We start from the raw sequence: 18,077 nt of genomic DNA on the forward strand, positions 1-18,077 counted from the left end.
GGAGGGCCGTGCACGGGGTCGTCACCGACGACGCGAAGCCCGATCGCTTTTTCCGCCGGACAGGCTTCCTGTCCGGCGGATTTTCATTGGCGCGGCCGAATATAACGAACGGTTATGTGATTCGCGAAAAAAGGTCATTTTGCATAACTTTCCGGATTGGCTAAAGTCCTGCCATCCACTTCGCGAAATACCTATCAGGAGACGCCCGATGGATTCCCCCACGATCCTCACCCCGCGCGACTGGCCGTCGCATCCCGCGTATGTCCACCCCGAGTACCGTTCGTCGGTGAAGCGCGGCCCGACGCGCCCGATGATCCCGCTGAAGGAAAAGCTGCGCGACCAGTACGCACCCGTCTACGGTGCGGAAGATCTCGGCGCGCTCGACCACGACCTGACGAAGAACGCCGTGAAGAACGGCGAGCCGCTCGGCGAGCGCATCGTCGTCACGGGCCGCGTGCTCGACGAAGGCGGCAAGCCGGTGCGCAACACGCTCGTCGAGGTGTGGCAGGCCAATGCAGCCGGCCGCTACGTGCACAAGGTCGACCAGCACGACGCGCCGCTCGACCCGAACTTCCTCGGCGCAGGCCGCTGCCTGACCGACGACGAAGGCCGCTACCGCTTCCTGACGGTCAAGCCCGGCGCGTATCCGTGGGGCAACCATCCGAACGCGTGGCGACCGAATCACATCCACTTCTCGTTGTTCGGCGACTACTTCGGCTCGCGCCTCGTCACGCAGATGTACTTCCCCGGCGACCCGCTGCTCGCGTACGACCCGATCTTCCAGGGCACGCCCGAGGCCGCGCGCGATCGCCTGATCTCGCGCTTCTCGATGGACATCACCGAAGAAGGCTATGCGCTCGGCTACGAATTCGACATCGTGCTGCGCGGCCGTGACGCCACCCCGATGGAGCGCTGAACCATGACGACGTTGAAGCAAACCCCTTCGCAGACGGTCGGCCCGTACTTCGCCTACGGCCTGTGCCCGCAGCAATACGATTACGACCTGAAGAGCCTGTTCACGCCGACGATCGCCGCATCGCACACTGAAGGCGAGCACGTGCTGCTGATCGGCCAGGTGTTCGACGGCGACGGCAACATCGTCGGCGACGCCGTGCTCGAATTCACGCAGGTGGACAGCGCGGGCCGCTACCCGGCATCGCGCGACGACATCGCGAAGTCCGGCTTCACGGGCTTCGCGCGCGTCGGCACGGGCACCGATCCGCAGCAGCGCTTCGTCGTCGAGACGGTGAAGCCGGGCCGCATCGCCGCGGACGAAGCGCCGCACATCAACGTGACCGTGATGATGCGCGGGATCCTGACGCACGCGTTCACCCGCGTGTATTTCGACGACGAAGCCGCGGCGAACGCGGCCGATCCGGTGCTGAACGAAGTGCCGGCCGAGCGCCGCGCGACGCTCGTCGCCAAGCGCGATGCGCAGCCGGGCCGCCCCGTCGTGTACCGCTTCGACATCCGCATGCAGGGCCCCGAGGAAACCGTGTTCTTCGACGTGTAACGCATGAACCGGCACGGGCCGGCGCAAGCCGGCCCGGCAGCGAGCCGCCGCACGGCGCGATACCGGCAGGCATCGCGCCGTGCGGCGGTTTTTCGTTGTACGGCGCCGTCATTCGATGCTGCATCGCGACATGCCCGCTCGCGACCGCCCAAGCCTTTCGTCGATACCTTCCGACCCCGATCCCGAACAGGCGATTCAAACGCATGCTGCGACAGCACATCAATTGTGCGGCGCCCGCGATATCGTTTGCGCGTTACACGGCGTATGCTTGGCTATCTGCAACACACCAACGGGATTGAATCGAAACAAGCAACAATTCCCCGAGCAATGCGCGACACGCCAGCAGGGCTGTTCGCGCATTTTTTCTGACCGAGTGCCTTTAAGCGCGTCTGACCGAATCCGGCAGGCGCGTTTTTTTCGCGCGCGGAAAACCGGCGCGGCCGGCACCGCCACCGCTCCGCCTACCGGCGAATCTCCAGATACCGGCTCGGCGTCTCGCCCAGGATGCGCCGAAACGCGGACGTAAACGCGCTCGCGCTCGCATAGCCGAGATCGAATGCGACGCGCGTCACCGGCTGCCCGTCGCTCAGGCGGGTAATCGCCGCAAGCATGCACACCTGTTGACGCCACGCGGCGAAACTCACGCCGGTCTGCGCACGAAACAGCCGCGTGAAGGTGCGCCGGCTGACGCCCGCATCGGCCGCCACCTTGTCGAGATCGGCCGCGATCGACGGCGACGCGAGCAGATGGCGGCAGACCTTCGCGAGCCGCGCGTCGGCCGGCAGCGGCGCATGCAGCGACAGGCACTGCATCGTCGCGATTTCCGCGACCAGCAGCGCCATCAGCTTGCCGGCCCGGCCGTCGACGTCGTACATCGCCGGCAGGTCGATCGCATCGTCGATCAGTTGCCGCAGCAGCGGCGACACGCCGTACACGCCGCACTGTTCCGGCAGCCCCACCGCCTGCGCGGCATCGCCGGACACGAACGTGTTCAGCATCGTGACCGGCCCCGTCATCGTCATCTCGTGCCGCACGCCGGCCGGCACCCAGCACGCGCGCTGCGGCGGCACCAGCCAGCGGCCGTGCGGCGTCGACACGCTGATCGTGCCGCGCGACGCGAACGCGAACTGCTCATCGGTGAACTTGCTCCTCTTCACGGCATGACCTCCTGGTCTCGATGATAACGTCATGCCGGAATTTTCCACTTCCAAGTGGGACAGTTTTGTCGGCTAGGGTCATCGCTTCCCGCTACGCCGCTGCTTATAAGCAGCTCCGGTTCCGGAGTTGACCAATGCGCTCGAGCAGATTCACGCGCTGCAACGGATGCTCAGCGAGAGGGTCACGTGAATCTCCAATCTGCTTTCGCCGGTATGTAAGGCAGCGCTACAATTTCGGATTCCAATTTGGTCCCTTCATCATGAAGCCGCCGGCAGTTCCCTCGCTTGCCAACATCGCGTCACGCCTTCGCCTGAAGCAGCTGAAGCTGCTGATCGCGCTCGAGAACCACGGCTCGCTGCACAAGGCGGCAGAAAAGATGGCAATCTCGCAGCCCGGCGCCACCAAGGTACTGCGCGAGATCGAGGACATCCTCGGTATGCCGTTGTTCGAGCGACAACCGAAAGGCCTCGTCGCAAACGACCTAGGCCGCTGCGTCACACGCTACGCGCGCCTCATCTACAGCGATCTCGAACACCTGCATACCGAAGTCCTCGCGCTCACGCAAGGCCACGGCGGCCATCTTACGGTCGGCGTGATCATGGGCGCAGTGCCGTTGCTCACGCGTGCGCTGACCGACCTGCGGCAGCGCCAGCCGCACTTGTCGGTCGAGATCGTCGAGGGTACCAGCGCGAGCCTGCTCGCGCTGATCGACGACGGCCGGCTCGATCTCGCGATCTGCCGCAACGGCAACAGCCGGCGCCCGGAAGCATACGACTACGTGCCGCTGAAATCCGAGCCGCTCGCGGTCGTGACGGCGCGCACGCATGCCCTGGCCAAGCACGACACGCTGACGCTGCGCGATCTCGCCGACGCCGAATGGGTCGCGTATCCGGTCAACACGCCGATGCGGCTCGCTCTCGAACGCGCGCTGGCCGATTCGGGCATCGAGGTGCCGCGCTATCCGATCGAAACCGCATCGACGTTCGCGACACTTACGCTGCTGCAGGCGAGCCCCGAACTGGTGGCAGTCATCCCGCACGAAGTTGCCGAATTCGGCGAACGGTTCGGCCTCATTGCACGCCTGCCGGTCGCGATCCCGGCGCTCGACGAGCCTTACGGCGTCGTTGCGCGAACCTTCGCGCACCTGTCGCCAGGTGCGCGCCTGCTCGTCGAAACGCTACAGGATTACGTGCTTACCTGATCGGCGAGAACGCTGCCGGGCGCAACAGCTTCGATTCCATCTTCTCGAGCATCGGGAACGCCTTCGGTACAAATTTCTCGAGCCAGTCCGGATCTTCGTACAGCGCCGTGCGGCGCTTGATGCGATCGTCCAGGCTTTCGTACGCCCAGATATGGACGACCTGGTTCAATTCGCCGATTTCCGTATACCACCAGCCGACCAGCGTCGCATAGCGAGAGATAACCGGCAGGCCTTCCTTCTCGAAGTGCCGCAGGTATTCGTTCATCTTGCCGATCTGGACCGTGTAGGTCCGCATTTCGTAATACATGACTGCTCCTGGTTGAATCGAATCGGATAATCGGGTCTTGCGCGCGATCAAAGTTCGCCGGCGTACGCCGCGCGGATGATGCCTTCAACGTCGCGCGCAGTGGTCAGGCGCGGGTTGACGAGCACGTTGCCACTGCGCATCGAGTCGACCACCATCTGCGGCAGGTGTGCGAGGTCGACGCCGAGTTCGTGGATGTTCGACGGAATCTCGAGCGCGCGATTGAGTTCGACGATCTGCTCGACCAGCGCACGCGCGGCCGTTTCCGCCTCGACGCCGGTCACGTCGCCGCCGAGTGCCTGGGCGATATCGCGATACAGCGCCGGGCATGCCGGACGGTTGAAGTCGATCACGTACGGTAGCAGCGCGGCATTCGCGATGCCGTGCGCGATGTTGAACACGCCGCCCATCGTGTGCGAGATCGCGTGCACGTTGCCAAGCTTCGACTGCGAAAACGCGACGCCGGCCAGGAACGAGCCGAGCAACATGTCCTCGCGTGCCGCAAGATCGGAGCCGACGTAGAACGCGTTGCGCAGACTGCGCCCGATCAGGCGGATCGCGCCGAGCGCGAGCGACTGGCTCACCGGGTTCGCCTGTTTCGACACGTACGACTCGATCGCATGCGTGAGCGCATCCATGCCGGTGGCGGCCGTGATCTCGGCCGGCAGCTTCAGCGTGAGTTCCGCATCGAGGATAGCGAGCTTCGGGAACAGCTTGTGGCTGACGATCACCGTCTTGAACAGCGTTTCCTTGTTCGTGAACACCGTCGACGCCGTGCATTCGCTGCCTGTGCCCGACGTGGTCGGGATCGCGAAGATCGGCAGCGGTTCATCCGGAATCCTGTTGTAGCCCTCGTAATCGAGGATCGTGCCGCCGTTGGTGGCCATCGCGGCCACGCCCTTCGCAGTATCGATGCTGCTGCCGCCGCCCACGCCGATAACGGCCGTGCAGCGGTGCTCTTTCAGGAACGTCAGCGCGCTGTCGAGCACGGCCGTGCTCGGGTTCGCTTCGACTCCCGAGAAGATTTCGTATGCGACGTCTGCGTCTCCCAGCGACGTGAAAAACCCTTCGAGCACGCCGCTCTTGATCAGGCCTTCGTCGGTCACGACCAGCAGCTTTCCGCTGAACAGCGGCTTCAGCAGTTCGCCGGCCTGGCGCGCGAGGCCGTTGCCGAATTTCAGCGTGGTGGGAAAGAAATATTGGAATGGACTCATGGTGCTTTCTCCGTGTGAAGTCTCCGCACCGAACACTACAAGCGGCCGTGCGCCACCGGTAATGAAAAAACCGGATCGCCCGATAACGCCCGCTTATTCCCTGCGCGCGCCGCGCCATTTGGTTATCACGCGATCACGAAGCGTCATTAGGCAAGACGCGGCCATCCCCCTACAGTCACGTCACGGGACGATGCCATCGCTCCCGCAACCATAACGACGGAGACACGCATGCCCCCCTCGAATTCCCCCGCCGTCCCGACGGCATCGCCGGCCTCGCTCGACGTGGCGGCACGGCCGACCAGCGTCCGCTGGCGCATCTTTCTGCTCATGCTGCTGCTAGTCGCGATCAACTACATCGACCGCGCGTCGCTGTCAGTCGCGATGCCGCTGATCGCGCCGGAATTCAACATGTCGCCGGCACTCGAAGGCCTGATGCTGAGCGCGTTCTTCTGGTCGTATGCGCTGATGCAGATTCCGGTCGGCGTGATGCTCGACCGCTATCACACGCGCGGCATCATCGCGACCGCAACGCTCGCGTGGGGCGCATTCCAGGCGCTCGGCGCCGCGTCGCACAGCTGGATTCTGCTGATGCTCACGCGCATGGGCCTTGGCCTCGCCGAATCGCCGGTGTTCCCGGCGGGCGCGAAGTTGATCGGCTCGTGGCTGACGCCGCATGAACGCGGCCGCGGCGCAGTGCTCGTCGACGGCGGCGCGCCGCTCGGCAGCGCGATCGGCGCCATCCTGATCTCCGGGCTGATCGCGTGGTTCGGATCGTGGCGCATCGCGTTCGTGATCGCAGGTGTCGGCACGATGCTGGTGGGCGTGCTGGTGTGGCGCTACATCCGCAATCATCCGTCCGAGCACCCAGGCGTGAATGCGGCCGAGCTCGAACACATCACGCACGAGAACGTGCCGGCGAAAACTCCGGGCGAACGCTTGCCGCTACGCGAACTCGTGAAGGACCGCTCGGTGCTCGCGATGTTCGCCGGCTACAGTTGCATCCTCGCGGTGTTCTATGGGCTGCTGACCTGGATGCCCAGCTACCTGCACAAGACCTACGGCTTCAACATCGCGACGACGGGCGGCGCGACCTTCGTCATCTTCATGTCGGGCTTCGTCGGCGAACTGATCGGCGGCACCATTGGCGATCGCTGGAAAGCGTCGGGGGCATCGCCGAACCTCGTGATGCGCACGATGTTCAGCGGCTCGTCGCTGATCGCAGCCGCGTGCATCCTCGCGGCCGCCTATATCGCAAACGCGAATGCGGTCGTGATGCTGCTGAGCATTGCGATGTTCTTCATCCGCTTCTGCGGAATGTACTGGAGCCTGCCGGCGATCGTCGGCGGCCCCGAGCGCGCCGGCGTGCTCGGCGGCACGATGAACTTCTGCGGCAGCATGGTCGGCGTCGTGGTACCGATCCTGATCGGCCTGATCGTCCAGTGGTCGGGCTCGTATTTCCTCGCGCTGCTGTTCTTCGTCGTGATGGCCGTGCTGATCGCGGTATTCTCCAGCATGATCGACTACCGACCGCGTACGCAAGGCTGATCTTCACGCGATCGACTGCCGCTTCACCGAAACGACGAGGCCCGCTTGCGCGGGCCTCGTCACATCGTCAGCGTTTTTCCGCTGCTCAGCGATCGATCGGCAGCGGCACATCAGCCGCGACGAGCTGCTGTTCACGCATCTCGCGCCAGAAATCGGCCGGAATATCGAACGCCAGTGCCGCTGAATCTTCCGCGATCCGCTCCGGACGGCTCGCGCCCGGAATCACCGCGGCCGTCGCCGGATGCGCGAGCACGAACTGCAACGCGGCGGCCTTGACCTGCACGTCGTAGCGCACCGCGATCTCGCGGATGCGCTCGACCTTCGCGACGATCTCGAGCGGTGCCTTCTGGTATTCGAAGTGCGCGCCGCCGACGAGCACGCCCGAGCTGTACGGGCCGCCGACGACGATCCCGACGTTACGGGCCGCAGCGGCCGGCATCACGCGCTGCAGCGCGCGTTCGTGCTCGATCAGCGTGTAGCGGCCGGCCAGCAGCATCCCGTCCGGTTGCGGTTCGGCGAGGTCGAGCACCAGTTCGATCGGCTCGACGCGATTCACGCCGAGACCCCACGCCCCAATCACGCCTTCTTCGCGCAGCTTGCCCAGCACGCGGAACGCACCCTTGCGCGCCACCTCGAACTGCGCGAGCCATTCGTCGCCGTAGATGTCCTGCGCGATGTCGTGCACCCACACGATATCGAGGCGATCGGTGCGCAGGCGCTTCAGGCTGTCCTCGATCGAACGCAGCGTCGCGTCGGCCGAGTAGTCGCTCACCAGCCGGTTCGCGCGGCCATGCGCGAAGATCCCGCTCTTTTCACCGTAGTCGCGCGTCTTCGCATCTTCCATTTCCTCGAGCACGATGCGGCCGACCTTCGTGCTGATGAAGTAGTCGTCGCGGCGCTGGTTGGCCAGCGCTTCACCGAGGCGCGATTCAGCCAGGCCCGCGCCATACGACGGCGCGGTATCGAAGTAGCGGATGCCGCTTGCCCATGCGGCTTCGACGGTCGCGATCGCTTCCGCGTCGGGAATATCGCGGAACATGTTGCCGAGCGGCGCCGCGCCGAAACCGAGGCGGTTGCCAGCCGGCAGCGTGTCCTTGAGACTCATGTGTTTCTCCAGGTTTGATAGGAAAGTGAGCCCAGTCTAGGTTGCACAAATAAGTCCGTCCAAGACATAATTCAAAAAACTTGAGTCTCATAAGGTCTTACATGCTCGACATCCGCCAGCTTCAGTATTTCATCGCGGTTGCGGAAGAAGAACACGTCGGCCGCGCGGCCGAACGCCTGCACATTTCGCAATCGCCGCTCAGCCGCCAGATCGCGCAGCTCGAGGAAAAGCTCGGCCTGACGCTGTTCGAACGCAGCCAGCAGCGCATTCGTCTGACGCGTGATGGGCGCACGTTCCTCAGCGAAACGCACGCGTTCCTTCGCCATGCGAACCGGCTCGAATCACTCGCGCGCCGGCTCGGCCGCGGCGACGAAGGCGGCTTGTGCATCGGCTATCTCGAAACGGCCACGCACTCGGGCGTACTGCCGCGTGCGCTGAAAACGCTGCGCGCCGAGCGTTCGTCCGTGCACATCGCGCTGTACAACTATCAATCGGCCGCGCAGTTGGAAGGCTTGCGCGAGCGCAGCCTCGACATCGCGCTCGTGACCGAGCCGCCCGCGCCGGACGACCCCGAACTCGATTCGATGATGGTGCTGAACGATCCGATGCTGCTCGCGATGCCCGACGGGCACACGCTCGCGAAAAAGAAGGCGCTCGTCGCCGGCGATCTCGCTGCGCAGGCGTGGATCGGCGTCACGCAGCAGAAAAGCGCGCCGCGTCACGGCGCATTCGTCGCGGCGTGCGCGAAGGCAGGCTTCTCGCCAAACATTTCGGTGGAAGCGTCCGAGCCGCTCACGGCGCTCGGCCTCGTTGCCGCCGGGCTCGGCGTGACGATGATCCAGCAGAGCCTGCGGCATCAGGTGCCGGAAGGCGTCGTGCTGCGCGAACTGCCGTGGTTCAGCTACCGCACGCCACTGTGGGCCGCATGGCACAAGGTCAATCTGCGGCCGCTGGTCGGTATCTTCCGCGAGATCCTGACCGGTGAAGAGGTCGTCGCGACGGTCGGCAAGTAAGCCGATGAAAACACGGGGCACCGTCGCAGCACGGCGCCCCGCTCGCTTGCCGCTCGGCCCTTACTTCGCGAGCGTCAGCTTCCCGTCAAGCAGGCGGTTGAGCGCCCACGGATTGCTCGTACGCAATGCGTCGGGCAGCAGCGCATCCGGCATGTCCTGATAGCTGACCGGCCGCAGGAAGCGGCGGATCGCGAGACTGCCGACCGATGTCGAGCGCCCGTCCGCGGTGGACGGATACGGGCCGCCGTGCACCATCGCATGCGCGACCTCAACGCCGGTACCGAAGCCGTTGACCAGCACACGGCCGGCACGCCGCTCCAGCGCCGGCAGGAACGTCCGCACGTCCGCGTAATCGGCTTCGTCGATATGGATCGCCGTCGTCAGTTGCCCTTCCAGGGATTCGATCAGCAAGCGCATCGTCTTCAGGTCGGGACAACGGACGATCAGCGACGCCGCACCGAAAATCTCCTCGTGCAGCGCCCTCGTTTCACGGAACGCATCGGCGCTCGTCGAGAACAGCGCACCCTGCCCCTGGTTCGCACCGGTCGGCGCATTCGCACGTGCGATGGTCCGCACCTGCGGATGCTCCGCGAACGCGGTCACCGCGCGCTCGAATGCCTGATGAATGCCCGGCGTGAGCATCGTCGCAGCGGGTGCCTGCGCCAGCCGCTCCGCCGCCGTTGTGATGAAGCGATCGAGCGCGGGCCCTTCCACCGCGAAGATCAGCCCCGGGTTCGTGCAGAACTGGCCGGCGCCGAGCGTCAGCGACTGCACGAACGCGTGCGCGATCGCATCGCCGCGTTGTTCGAGCGCATGCGGGAATAGCAGCACCGGATTGATGCTGCTCATCTCCGCATAGACGGGGATCGGCTCGGGCCGTGCGTTCGCGATCGCGATCAGATCGGTGCCCGCGTTACGCGACCCGGTGAAGCCGACCGCCTTGATGCGGCGATCGCGCACGAGCCCCTGGCCGATTTCGCGACCGCTGCCGAACAGCAGCGAGAACGTGCCCTCCGGCATCCCGCAATCCTTCACCGCCTGCTGCACGGCCATCCCGACGAGCTCCGACGTGCCGGGGTGCGCCGAATGTGCCTTCACGATCACCGGGCAGCCGGCCGCGAGCGCCGATGCCGTATCGCCGCCCGCGACCGAGAACGCCAGCGGGAAGTTGCTCGCGCCGAACACCGCGACGGGGCCAAGGCCGATGTGGCGCAAACGCAGGTCGGGACGCGGCGCCGGCTGGCGTGCCGGCTGCGCGGGATCGATGCGCACCTCGAGATAGTCACCCGCACGCACCACGCCGGCAAACATGCGCAACTGGCCGACGGTGCGGCCGCGCTCGCCTTCGACACGTGCACGCGGCAGCCCCGATTCGGCGACGCAGCGCTCGACGAGCACATCGCCGAGCGCGAGGATGTTGGCCGCGATCGCTTCGAGAAACCGGGCGCGCGCATCCGGCGACGTTTCGCGATACACATCGAAGGCAGCCCAGGCCAATGCGCACGCTTCGTCGAGATCGACGACGGTCGCGCCGCCGAAAGCCGGTTCCATGCGTTCGCCGCTCGCCGCGTCGATCGCGTACGTAACGCCGTGAGTGCCGCGCCGTGCGTGCTGACCGATCAGCAAGTTGCCTGCGATATTCATTTCCGTTTCCTGTGTGGGTCGATCGACTGCGCACGCCATATTCCGGCATGCGTATGAATGCATTGGCGTCGACGGACATGCTGCGCCGACGCGAGTGACCACGATGGTTTCAAAACTGCCCGGCCCGCGTCAATACTTCGCGCATGACGGATTTTTATAACGCTATGAGTCGCTCTCAATACCGGATGCGCGGCGTGCTCGTCATACTGGCTCTGCGTCGCGCTATACCGGGCGCGCCCGTCCGACGTCGAATGCCCGCAGGACAAACCGTTCCGGGTTCGCGTCGAACATAACGATGGAGACGAACATGTGTGTGCAGAAACCAACCGACGGCCCGGACGTCAAGCGCCTGCTCGACGGCCTGCCGACCAACTGGGGCAAGTGGGGGCCCGACGATGAAATCGGCGCGCTGAACTATCTGCAGGCCGAGCAAGTGATGCGCGGCATCGCCGCCGTGCGCCAGGGCCGGACCTTCACGCTGCAGGTGGATATCGGCCATGCAAAAGGCGAACCGCTGTTTCCGGGGCGGCGTCCGTCGATGCGGATGAACGTGCTCGACAAGGGCCACTTTCTTGCGGGCAAGGCACACTTCGACGGCAACGTCGAATACGCGGACGACGTGATCTTCATGCACGTGCAAGGCTCGACGCAGTGCGACGCGCTCGGGCACGTGTGGTACGACGATACGCTGTGGAACGGCTACGACGCTCTGAGCACGGTCGGCGGCCTCGATCGCGCGAGCATCCTGCCGATCGCCGAGCGCGGCATCGTCGGCCGCGCAGTGCTGATCGACATCGCGCGCCATCGCAACAAGCGCGTGCTCGACAAGGGCGAGACGTTCGATCACCACGACCTGCTCGAAGCGGCGCGCGCGCAAAACGTAACGATCGAGCCACGCGACATCCTGCTGATCCGCACCGGCTGGATCGGGTCGTTCTACGAGCGCGACGAGGCCGAGTTCTATCGCGACTACATCGAGCCGGGGCTCACGTTCAGCCGCGAGCTCGTCGAGTGGTTTCGCGAAATGGAAATCCCGAACCTCGTCACCGACACGATGGGCAACGAGGTCACCGTCGATCCGGCATCGGGCGTGATGATCCCTCTGCACAACGCGCTGATGCGCAACCTCGGCGTCGTGTTTACCGAAGTCGTGCTGCTCGACGCGCTCGCGGAAGACTGCGCGCGCGACGGCCAGTGGCAATTCCTGTACACGGCCGCGCCGCTGAAGATCGTCGGCGGCACCGGTGCGCCGGTCAATCCACTCGTGATCAAGTAACGCGCATGACGAAATGCCCGGGACGCGTCGTGCTCCCCGGGCATTCGACTGCCATCGTGCCGGGAATCAGAACGTGCCCGGATACGCGCCGCCGTCGAGCAGCACGTTCTGCCCCGTCAGATAGCCCGCGTGCGCACTGCACAGGAATGCGCATACCGCACCGAACTCGCCGGCCGTACCGAAACGGCCGGCCGGCACGTTCCAGCGCTTCGCTTCACGCGTCGCTTCGTAGTCCATGCCGTCCTCCGCCTGCGCCGACGCTTCAGTCGCCTTCTTCAGGCGGTCGGTGTCGAACAGCCCCGGCAGCAGGTTGTTGATCGTCACGTTGCTTGCCGCGATGCGCTTCTGTCGTGCGATGCCCGCAACGAAGCCGGTCAGGCCCATGCGTGCGCCGTTCGACAGGCCGAGCACGTCGATCGGCGCTTTCACCGCGCTCGACGTGATGTTGACGACGCGCCCGAAGTCGCGCGCGGTCATCCCGTCGACGGTCGCCTTGATCAGCTCGATCGCCGTCAGCATGTTCGCGTTGAGCGCGACAATCCAGTCGTCGCGCGTCCACTCGCGGAAGTCGCCCGGCGGCGGACCGCCCGCGTTGTTCACGAGGATGTCGATGTACGGCGCGGCCGCGAGCGCCGCCGCGCGGCCCGCGCTCGTCGTGATGTCGCCGGCCACCGCCACCACCGTGACGGCCGAGTTGAGCGTGCGCAGTTCACGGGCCGTCGCCTCCAGCGCGTCGCTGCCGCGCGCGGTGATCACGACGTTCACGCCCTCGGCGACGAGCGCCTGCGCGCACCCCTTGCCCAGCCCCTTGCTGGCCGCGCACACCAGCGCCCAGCGGCCTTCGATGTTCAGATCCATTCCGTTTCGCTCCAGGTATCCAGTGCGTATCGTTCCGGTATGACCGCAATCGACACGTCAATAAGTTCAAGTTATAGTGCGTGCACCCGTTCCGCCGCATGCTAGCGACACATCGGTACGCACACCCGGAAAAATACTTAAAACAAGGCTCGACGCACCAGCATAAGGAGGCCTATCCGTCCCGGCAATTGACAGGATGCGATACCGGCATAACTTTTCGTCACACCCATGACCCCGCCGCTTCACTCGATCATTTCCCGTCTCCACCTGAAGCAGTTGCGCCTGCTGATCGCGCTTGCCGATCAGGGCTCGCTGCTGAAAGCCGCGCAGCAGGTCGCGCTCACGCAGCCGGGCGCGAGCAAGGCGCTACAGGAGATCGAGACGACCTTCGGCACGCCACTATTCAACCGCACCAATCGCGGGCTCGAACCGACCGAGGTCGGCGATTGCGTGATCCGCTATGCCCGACTGATTCATACCGATCTCGCACACCTGCGCGAGGAAATCGTCGGCATCCTGCGCGGGCACGGCGGACGCGTGAGCGTCGGCGTGATCATGGGCGCGGTGCCGCGGCTGACCGACGCGATCTCGACGCTCGTCGCGCGCCATCCGGAGATGTCCGTCGAGATCGTCGAGGACACCAGCGAAGCGCTGCTGAGCGAGATCGACGCGGGCCGGCTCGATCTCGCGATCTGCCGCACGACGATCAGCCGCACACCGCAGCTGTACGACAGCGTGAAGCTGCAGGACGAGACGCTCGCGGTGGTCGCAAACGTGCGCCATCCGCTCAAGGGTGCGAAGAAGCTCGCGCTGCGCGACCTCGCCAAGTACCGTTGGGTCGTGTATCGCGCGAACATGCCGATGCGGGTGCTACTCGAACGCGAATTCCTCGAGGCCGACATCCGCTTTCCACCGCATCTGCTCGAAACGACGTCGGCGTTCGCGACGCTTGCGCTGCTGCAAGGCAATCCGTCGTTCGTCGCACTCGTGTCGATCGATGTCGCCGAGTTCTTCGCGCGGCACGACATAACGTGCATCCTGCCCCTCAGGATCGGTTCGCGCAGCGAGCCTTACGAGCTCGTCACGCGCAAGGGCGCACCAATCTCGCCCGGCGCGCGGCTGCTGATCGACGAACTGCATGTCGACGGCGGTGACGCACCGGACGCGACGGTATAAGCCAGGCACGCAGGCCAACGCCTTCGCTGCGGGCTTCAACTCGCGACAAAGGCGCTGACGGAGCCCGAAGTCGCCGGGCTCCTGCTCGCACGATTCGCTGCGCTGCCGTCAGACCGCTGCAAACCGCTTCGCCAGTTCCGCGAGGCCATCTTCGTAGATCCCGCGGAACAGCTTGGCGATATCGTCGTCGGTCACGCCATGCGGTGTGAACGTACCCGACCACTCGACCGTCGACACGTTCGCGCCATTCTCCCGCACGCGCAGCGTGGAGCGATAGTTCACGACCGGGAACGGTGCTTCGAGAATCGCGTACGTATAGCTGCGCGCCGCTTCGTCGAACGCGACCAGCCGCTCGACGATCGCCTCGCCGGCCGGGTTCGCGAGACTCCGCACGCGCCCGCCTTCGCTCAGCTCGCTGGCCAGAATGTACGACAGCCAGTCGGGCAGCGACCCGAAGCCCCCGATCAGTTGCCAGACGGTCTCGGCCGAAGCCGGGAGTTCGATGGTTGCATTTGCCTGTGCCATGTCATCACCTCTCAAGATTAACGATCGGTCGGCAGCGGCGCATTGGCCGCAATCAGACCTTGTTCACGCATTTCACGCCAGAAGTCGGCCGGAATCACCACGTTCAGCGCAGCCTGGTCTTCCGCGATCCGCTCCGGACGGCTCGCGCCCGGGATCACCGCGACGGTGGCCGGATGCGACATCGAGAACTGCAGCACGGCGGCCTTGATCGGCACGTCGTAGCGCGTGGCGATCGCCTTGATCCGTTCGACCTTCGCGAGGATTTCCGGCGAAGCCTTCTGGTATTCGAAGTGCGACCCGCCCGCGAGCACGCCCGAGCTGTACGGGCCGCCGACGACGATCCCGACGTTCCGCGCGGCGGCCACCGGCATCACGCGTTGCAGCGCGCGCTCGTGATCGAGCAGCGTGTAGCGGCCGGCCAGCAGCATGCCGTCCGGTTGCGGTTCGGCGAGGTCCAGCACCAGTTCGACCGGCTCGACGCGGTTCACCCCGAGGCCCCAAGCCTTGATCACGCCTTCTTCGCGCAGCTTGCTCAGCACGCGGAATGCGCCCTTGCGCGCCACTTCGAATTGCGCGAGCCATTCGTCGCCGTAGAAGTCCTGCGCGATGTCGTGCACCCAGACGAAGTCGAGGCGATCGGTGCGCAGGCGCTTCAGGCTGTCCTCGATCGAACGCAGCGTCGCGTCGCCCGTGTAGTCGTTGACGATGCGGTTCGGCCGGCCGTGTTCGAACAGACCGCCCTTTTCGCCGAGATCGCGCGCCGACACGTCTTCGATTTCGTCGAGGATCACGCGGCCGACCTTCGTGCTCAGGACATATTCGTCACGCGGGTGGTTCGTCAGCGCGTCGCCGAGGCGGATTTCAGCGAGACCGGCGCCGTAGAACGGGGCCGAATCGAAATAACGAATGCCGTGTAGCCATGCCGTTTCGACGGTGGCCGCGGCTTCCGCGTCGGGGATGTTGCGGAACATGTTGCCGAGCGGGGCAGTACCGAAACCAAGGATCTTGTTACCGGGCAGCTTGTCTTTGAGATTCATGATTTTCTCCAGGGAGTGAGGGAAAGTGAACTCAGTCTAGGGAGGCAGATTAAGTCTGTCTAAGACTGAATTAGACACACTTGAGTCCCACAAGGTCTAATCGGCCTGTTTGATGCCTGTTTCGATTACGCCTCCGGCACCCTGTTCGGTGCGGGACGGCCGTCCAGCAAAGCCGCCGACCGAATTAACCCTTTATTCGTGATTCCAGATCAAAAATCATTTGGGCCGGCGACCGTTTTTCCCGGGCGCCGCGATACCTATATTGACTGCACTCGCAACGACATCACCGTGGTTGCGGTTTACTCAACCTGACAGGTACCCAAGATGAAAACGCTGATTTCCTCCACGCTTGCCGCACTGATCCTTTCCGCACCGGCGCTGTCGTTCGCGCAACAGGCCGACCATCAACTGACCCGTGCCGAAGTGAAGGCCGAAATGGCCCGCCTCGCAGCCGTCGGCTACACTCCGGCGATGGACCACAACCAGTATCCGGTCGCAATCCTAGCCGCCGAAAAGCGCGTGCGCGACAACGCCGTCGCACAGGCCGCACCGGCCGCCGGCCAAACCGGTTACGGTAGCGAAGCCCGCACCACCGGTGAATCCGGCCGTGCGTCGATGATCAACGGCCGCGACTCGATCTATCGCGGTCATTGATTCGCGTCGACGCGCAAGAGAGCATGCCTCTCGACACACGCAACCGCTCGCCCCTTCCCTCCGTATTGCCGGCCCGGATCGCCTGAACAGGCATTCGGGCCGCGCGTCGTCGCCCTGCCTCCCGCTCATCGCACTGTGTCGCAAACGCCGCTCGCCGACCTGAAGCCGCACCTGCAACTGATCGGCGTGATCGGTACCGCGATCGACGGCTTCTCGGGCGCAACACTCGCGCGTTCGCTCGCCTGGATGGCTGGCGCCGGTGCGAGCGCGCCGCTGTTCGACGGTGGGCGGCGGCGCAGCATGATCGCGTTACGCCGTGCGCAGGCTGATCAGGCAGTTGCCGCCTATTGCACGACGGTGCTCATAGCGGTCAGCGACGTCGAGACGTCGGTCGCGGCCACTGCCCGCAACCACGGACAGACGGAACGCCTCGAGCACGCAGTAACGAATGCGCGCGGCGCCTATACGCAGATCAACCGGTCGTGGCGCAGTGGCGAATCTGCGTTCATCGATATGCTGGAAGCGCAGCGCTCGCTGCTCGCGGCCGAGGATGCGCTCGCGCAGGCACGGACCGACGAAGTGCTCAGCCGAGTCAAGCTGATGAGTGCGCTGGGACAATAAGTGCATGCTGCAGGTTCGATCGATGCCGTGCATCGATCGATATGTGCAAAGGGCGACGGGTTCGATATCGATCGAACCCGTCGCCCTTTATTTGCCGCGTGACCGATCACGCGTGGACCCTGTCTAGTCGATGTCGCCAACGTCCTTCAACTGCGCGCTGACATAGTCGAGAAAGCTGACGATTCGTGACGACAGCGTCGCATTGCGATAGAAGACTGCATGGATCGGTTGGCGGAATTCGGTGGTGTTGTCGGCAAGCAATTCGACGAGGCTGCCGTCGCGGCGATGGGTGCCTGTCATGTAGTCTGCAAGACACACGATACCGGCGCCATTGAGCGCGAGCGTCAACAGCGTCTCGCCGCTCGATGCCTGCAACGCCGGATGGACCCGATACGCATCGCCGTCCGCGGTGCGCAAAGGCCAGTGGTTCAGGATCTCCGGCTGCACGAACCCGAGCGCCGCATGGTTCACGAGATCAGCCACGCTCTCAGGCACGCCAGCCTTCTCCAGATAGCCCGGGCTTGCGAGAATGCGTAACCGACTACCGCCGAGCCTGCGCGCATGCAGCGTCGAATCGCGCAATTCGCCGATCCGGATCGCGACATCGGTGCGCTGTTCGAGCAGGTCGATGATCTCGTCGCTCGTATGAAGTTCAATCTCGATCGCCGGATACGCTTCGCGAAATCCCGGCATCATCGGCGCGATCACGTGCTGCATGAATGGCATTGCGGCATTGATCCGCAGACGGCCCGCCGGCGCTTCGCGCTGCCGCGCGATCTGGTCTTCGGCAAACTCGACCGACGCAATGATGTCTCGAGCGTAGTCGAGGAAGACGTTGCCCTCCTCCGTCAATTCCAGCCGGCGCGTCGTGCGTCTGATCAGCGTCGTATCCAGTTTGTCTTCCAGACGCCGCAGGATGCGGCTCATCACGGAAGTCGGCTGATGCAGCCGATCCGCTGCACCTGTCAGCGAACCGATGTCCGCAATCGTCACGAACGCGAGCATTTCGTCTAGTGTGGTCTTCATGGAAAGAGAGTCGAGCACCTATCGTAAGCCGCTACGATAGTGTGGCTTCGCTCCGCTGATAACCATAAGTCGGAGCGAATCATATTTGATTTCCAGTCAACAAACTGAAACCTGGAAGTCTGCCGCGACGGCAAAGGCCTGGAGTTCGTCGAGCGTAATTTTCATTGTTGATCTGAAATCAAAACAATTTGATTTATAGGCTGGTTT

At 64.5% G+C, this 18,077-nt stretch carries 18 protein-coding genes; 9 read left to right on the top strand and 9 right to left on the bottom strand.

Annotated features, from left to right (window positions below; genetic code table 11):
• Positions 1-208: 208 nt before the first annotated feature.
• Together pcaH and pcaG are read left to right on the top strand one after the other, a co-directional pair.
• Positions 209-916, top strand: a complete 708-nt coding sequence (pcaH, locus tag BME24068_RS12255; RefSeq protein ID WP_096499040.1) for a protocatechuate 3,4-dioxygenase subunit beta — start codon at positions 209-211, stop codon at positions 914-916.
• 3 nt (positions 917-919) lie between these two features.
• Complete coding sequence (pcaG, locus tag BME24068_RS12260) at positions 920-1,513, top strand: protocatechuate 3,4-dioxygenase subunit alpha (RefSeq protein ID WP_174926204.1); 594 nt, start codon at positions 920-922, stop codon at positions 1,511-1,513.
• A gap of 461 nt (positions 1,514-1,974) precedes the next feature.
• On the opposite strand, the gene BME24068_RS12265 is transcribed toward pcaG, so the two are convergent.
• Positions 1,975-2,703, bottom strand: a complete 729-nt coding sequence (locus BME24068_RS12265) for an AraC family transcriptional regulator (RefSeq protein ID WP_420887577.1) — start codon at positions 2,701-2,703, stop codon at positions 1,975-1,977.
• A 227-nt stretch (positions 2,704-2,930) separates the two neighbouring features.
• Here BME24068_RS12265 and BME24068_RS12270 point away from each other — a divergent pair, with 227 nt between their 5' ends.
• The gene (locus BME24068_RS12270) at positions 2,931-3,872 is read left to right on the top strand and encodes a LysR family transcriptional regulator (RefSeq protein WP_174926205.1); all 942 of its coding nucleotides are present in this window, start codon (positions 2,931-2,933) and stop codon (positions 3,870-3,872) included.
• Here the strand turns inward: BME24068_RS12270 and BME24068_RS12275 are convergent.
• Positions 3,865-4,179 (bottom strand): NIPSNAP family protein, encoded by a 315-nt coding sequence (locus tag BME24068_RS12275; RefSeq protein ID WP_006497967.1) that lies wholly within the window; start codon positions 4,177-4,179, stop codon positions 3,865-3,867. The two genes, BME24068_RS12270 and BME24068_RS12275, sit on opposite strands and share 8 nt — an antisense overlap.
• Before the next feature lie 47 nt (positions 4,180-4,226).
• Positions 4,227-5,390: an iron-containing alcohol dehydrogenase gene (locus BME24068_RS12280; protein ID WP_174926206.1), complete on the bottom strand. Its 1,164-nt coding sequence runs from the start codon at positions 5,388-5,390 to the stop codon at positions 4,227-4,229.
• 228 nt (positions 5,391-5,618) lie between these two features.
• Here BME24068_RS12280 and BME24068_RS12285 point away from each other — a divergent pair, with 228 nt between their 5' ends.
• The gene (locus BME24068_RS12285) at positions 5,619-6,935 is read left to right on the top strand and encodes an MFS transporter (RefSeq protein WP_174926207.1); all 1,317 of its coding nucleotides are present in this window, start codon (positions 5,619-5,621) and stop codon (positions 6,933-6,935) included.
• An 85-nt stretch (positions 6,936-7,020) separates the two neighbouring features.
• Here BME24068_RS12285 and BME24068_RS12290 read toward each other — a convergent pair whose 3' ends face one another.
• The gene (locus tag BME24068_RS12290; RefSeq protein WP_174926208.1) at positions 7,021-8,040 is read right to left on the bottom strand and encodes an aldo/keto reductase; all 1,020 of its coding nucleotides are present in this window, start codon (positions 8,038-8,040) and stop codon (positions 7,021-7,023) included.
• A 101-nt stretch (positions 8,041-8,141) separates the two neighbouring features.
• Here BME24068_RS12290 and BME24068_RS12295 point away from each other — a divergent pair, with 101 nt between their 5' ends.
• Complete coding sequence (locus tag BME24068_RS12295) at positions 8,142-9,053, top strand: LysR family transcriptional regulator (RefSeq protein WP_174926209.1); 912 nt, start codon at positions 8,142-8,144, stop codon at positions 9,051-9,053.
• Between the two features lie 60 nt (positions 9,054-9,113).
• Here the strand turns inward: BME24068_RS12295 and BME24068_RS12300 are convergent, their stop codons facing one another.
• Positions 9,114-10,697, bottom strand: a complete 1,584-nt coding sequence (locus BME24068_RS12300) for an aldehyde dehydrogenase (NADP(+)) (protein ID WP_174926210.1) — start codon at positions 10,695-10,697, stop codon at positions 9,114-9,116.
• Positions 10,698-11,004: 307 nt separating this feature from the next.
• Between BME24068_RS12300 and BME24068_RS12305 the strand changes: the two genes are divergently transcribed.
• Positions 11,005-11,973, top strand: a complete 969-nt coding sequence (locus tag BME24068_RS12305) for a cyclase family protein (RefSeq protein ID WP_174926211.1) — start codon at positions 11,005-11,007, stop codon at positions 11,971-11,973.
• Positions 11,974-12,039: 66 nt separating this feature from the next.
• Here BME24068_RS12305 and BME24068_RS12310 read toward each other — a convergent pair whose 3' ends face one another.
• Positions 12,040-12,831 (bottom strand): SDR family oxidoreductase, encoded by a 792-nt coding sequence (locus BME24068_RS12310; RefSeq protein WP_174926212.1) that lies wholly within the window; start codon positions 12,829-12,831, stop codon positions 12,040-12,042.
• Between the two features lie 228 nt (positions 12,832-13,059).
• Between BME24068_RS12310 and BME24068_RS12315 the strand changes: the two genes are divergently transcribed.
• Entirely contained in the window at positions 13,060-14,007 is a 948-nt protein-coding gene (locus BME24068_RS12315; protein ID WP_174926213.1) for a LysR family transcriptional regulator, read from the top strand.
• Between the two features lie 108 nt (positions 14,008-14,115).
• On the opposite strand, the gene BME24068_RS12320 is transcribed toward BME24068_RS12315, so the two are convergent.
• Together BME24068_RS12320 and BME24068_RS12325 are read right to left on the bottom strand one after the other, a co-directional pair.
• A complete protein-coding gene (locus BME24068_RS12320) occupies positions 14,116-14,532 on the bottom strand; it encodes an SRPBCC family protein (RefSeq protein WP_174926214.1) in 417 nt (138 codons plus the stop codon).
• Positions 14,533-14,549: 17 nt separating this feature from the next.
• Positions 14,550-15,569, bottom strand: coding sequence for an aldo/keto reductase (locus tag BME24068_RS12325; protein ID WP_174926215.1), 1,020 nt, complete (start codon positions 15,567-15,569; stop codon positions 14,550-14,552).
• A 324-nt stretch (positions 15,570-15,893) separates the two neighbouring features.
• Here BME24068_RS12325 and BME24068_RS12330 point away from each other — a divergent pair, with 324 nt between their 5' ends.
• The gene (locus BME24068_RS12330) at positions 15,894-16,223 is read left to right on the top strand and encodes a DUF4148 domain-containing protein (RefSeq protein ID WP_174926216.1); all 330 of its coding nucleotides are present in this window, start codon (positions 15,894-15,896) and stop codon (positions 16,221-16,223) included.
• A gap of 186 nt (positions 16,224-16,409) precedes the next feature.
• Positions 16,410-16,844 (top strand): TolC family protein, encoded by a 435-nt coding sequence (locus BME24068_RS12335; protein ID WP_244110691.1) that lies wholly within the window; start codon positions 16,410-16,412, stop codon positions 16,842-16,844.
• Positions 16,845-16,967: 123 nt separating this feature from the next.
• Here the strand turns inward: BME24068_RS12335 and BME24068_RS12340 are convergent, their stop codons facing one another.
• Positions 16,968-17,870 (bottom strand): LysR substrate-binding domain-containing protein, encoded by a 903-nt coding sequence (locus BME24068_RS12340; protein ID WP_174926217.1) that lies wholly within the window; start codon positions 17,868-17,870, stop codon positions 16,968-16,970.
• Positions 17,871-18,077 lie beyond the last annotated feature (207 nt).

The sequence above is a fragment of the Burkholderia anthina genome, from assembly GCF_902498995.1.
GTDB lineage: Bacteria > Pseudomonadota > Gammaproteobacteria > Burkholderiales > Burkholderiaceae > Burkholderia > Burkholderia anthina.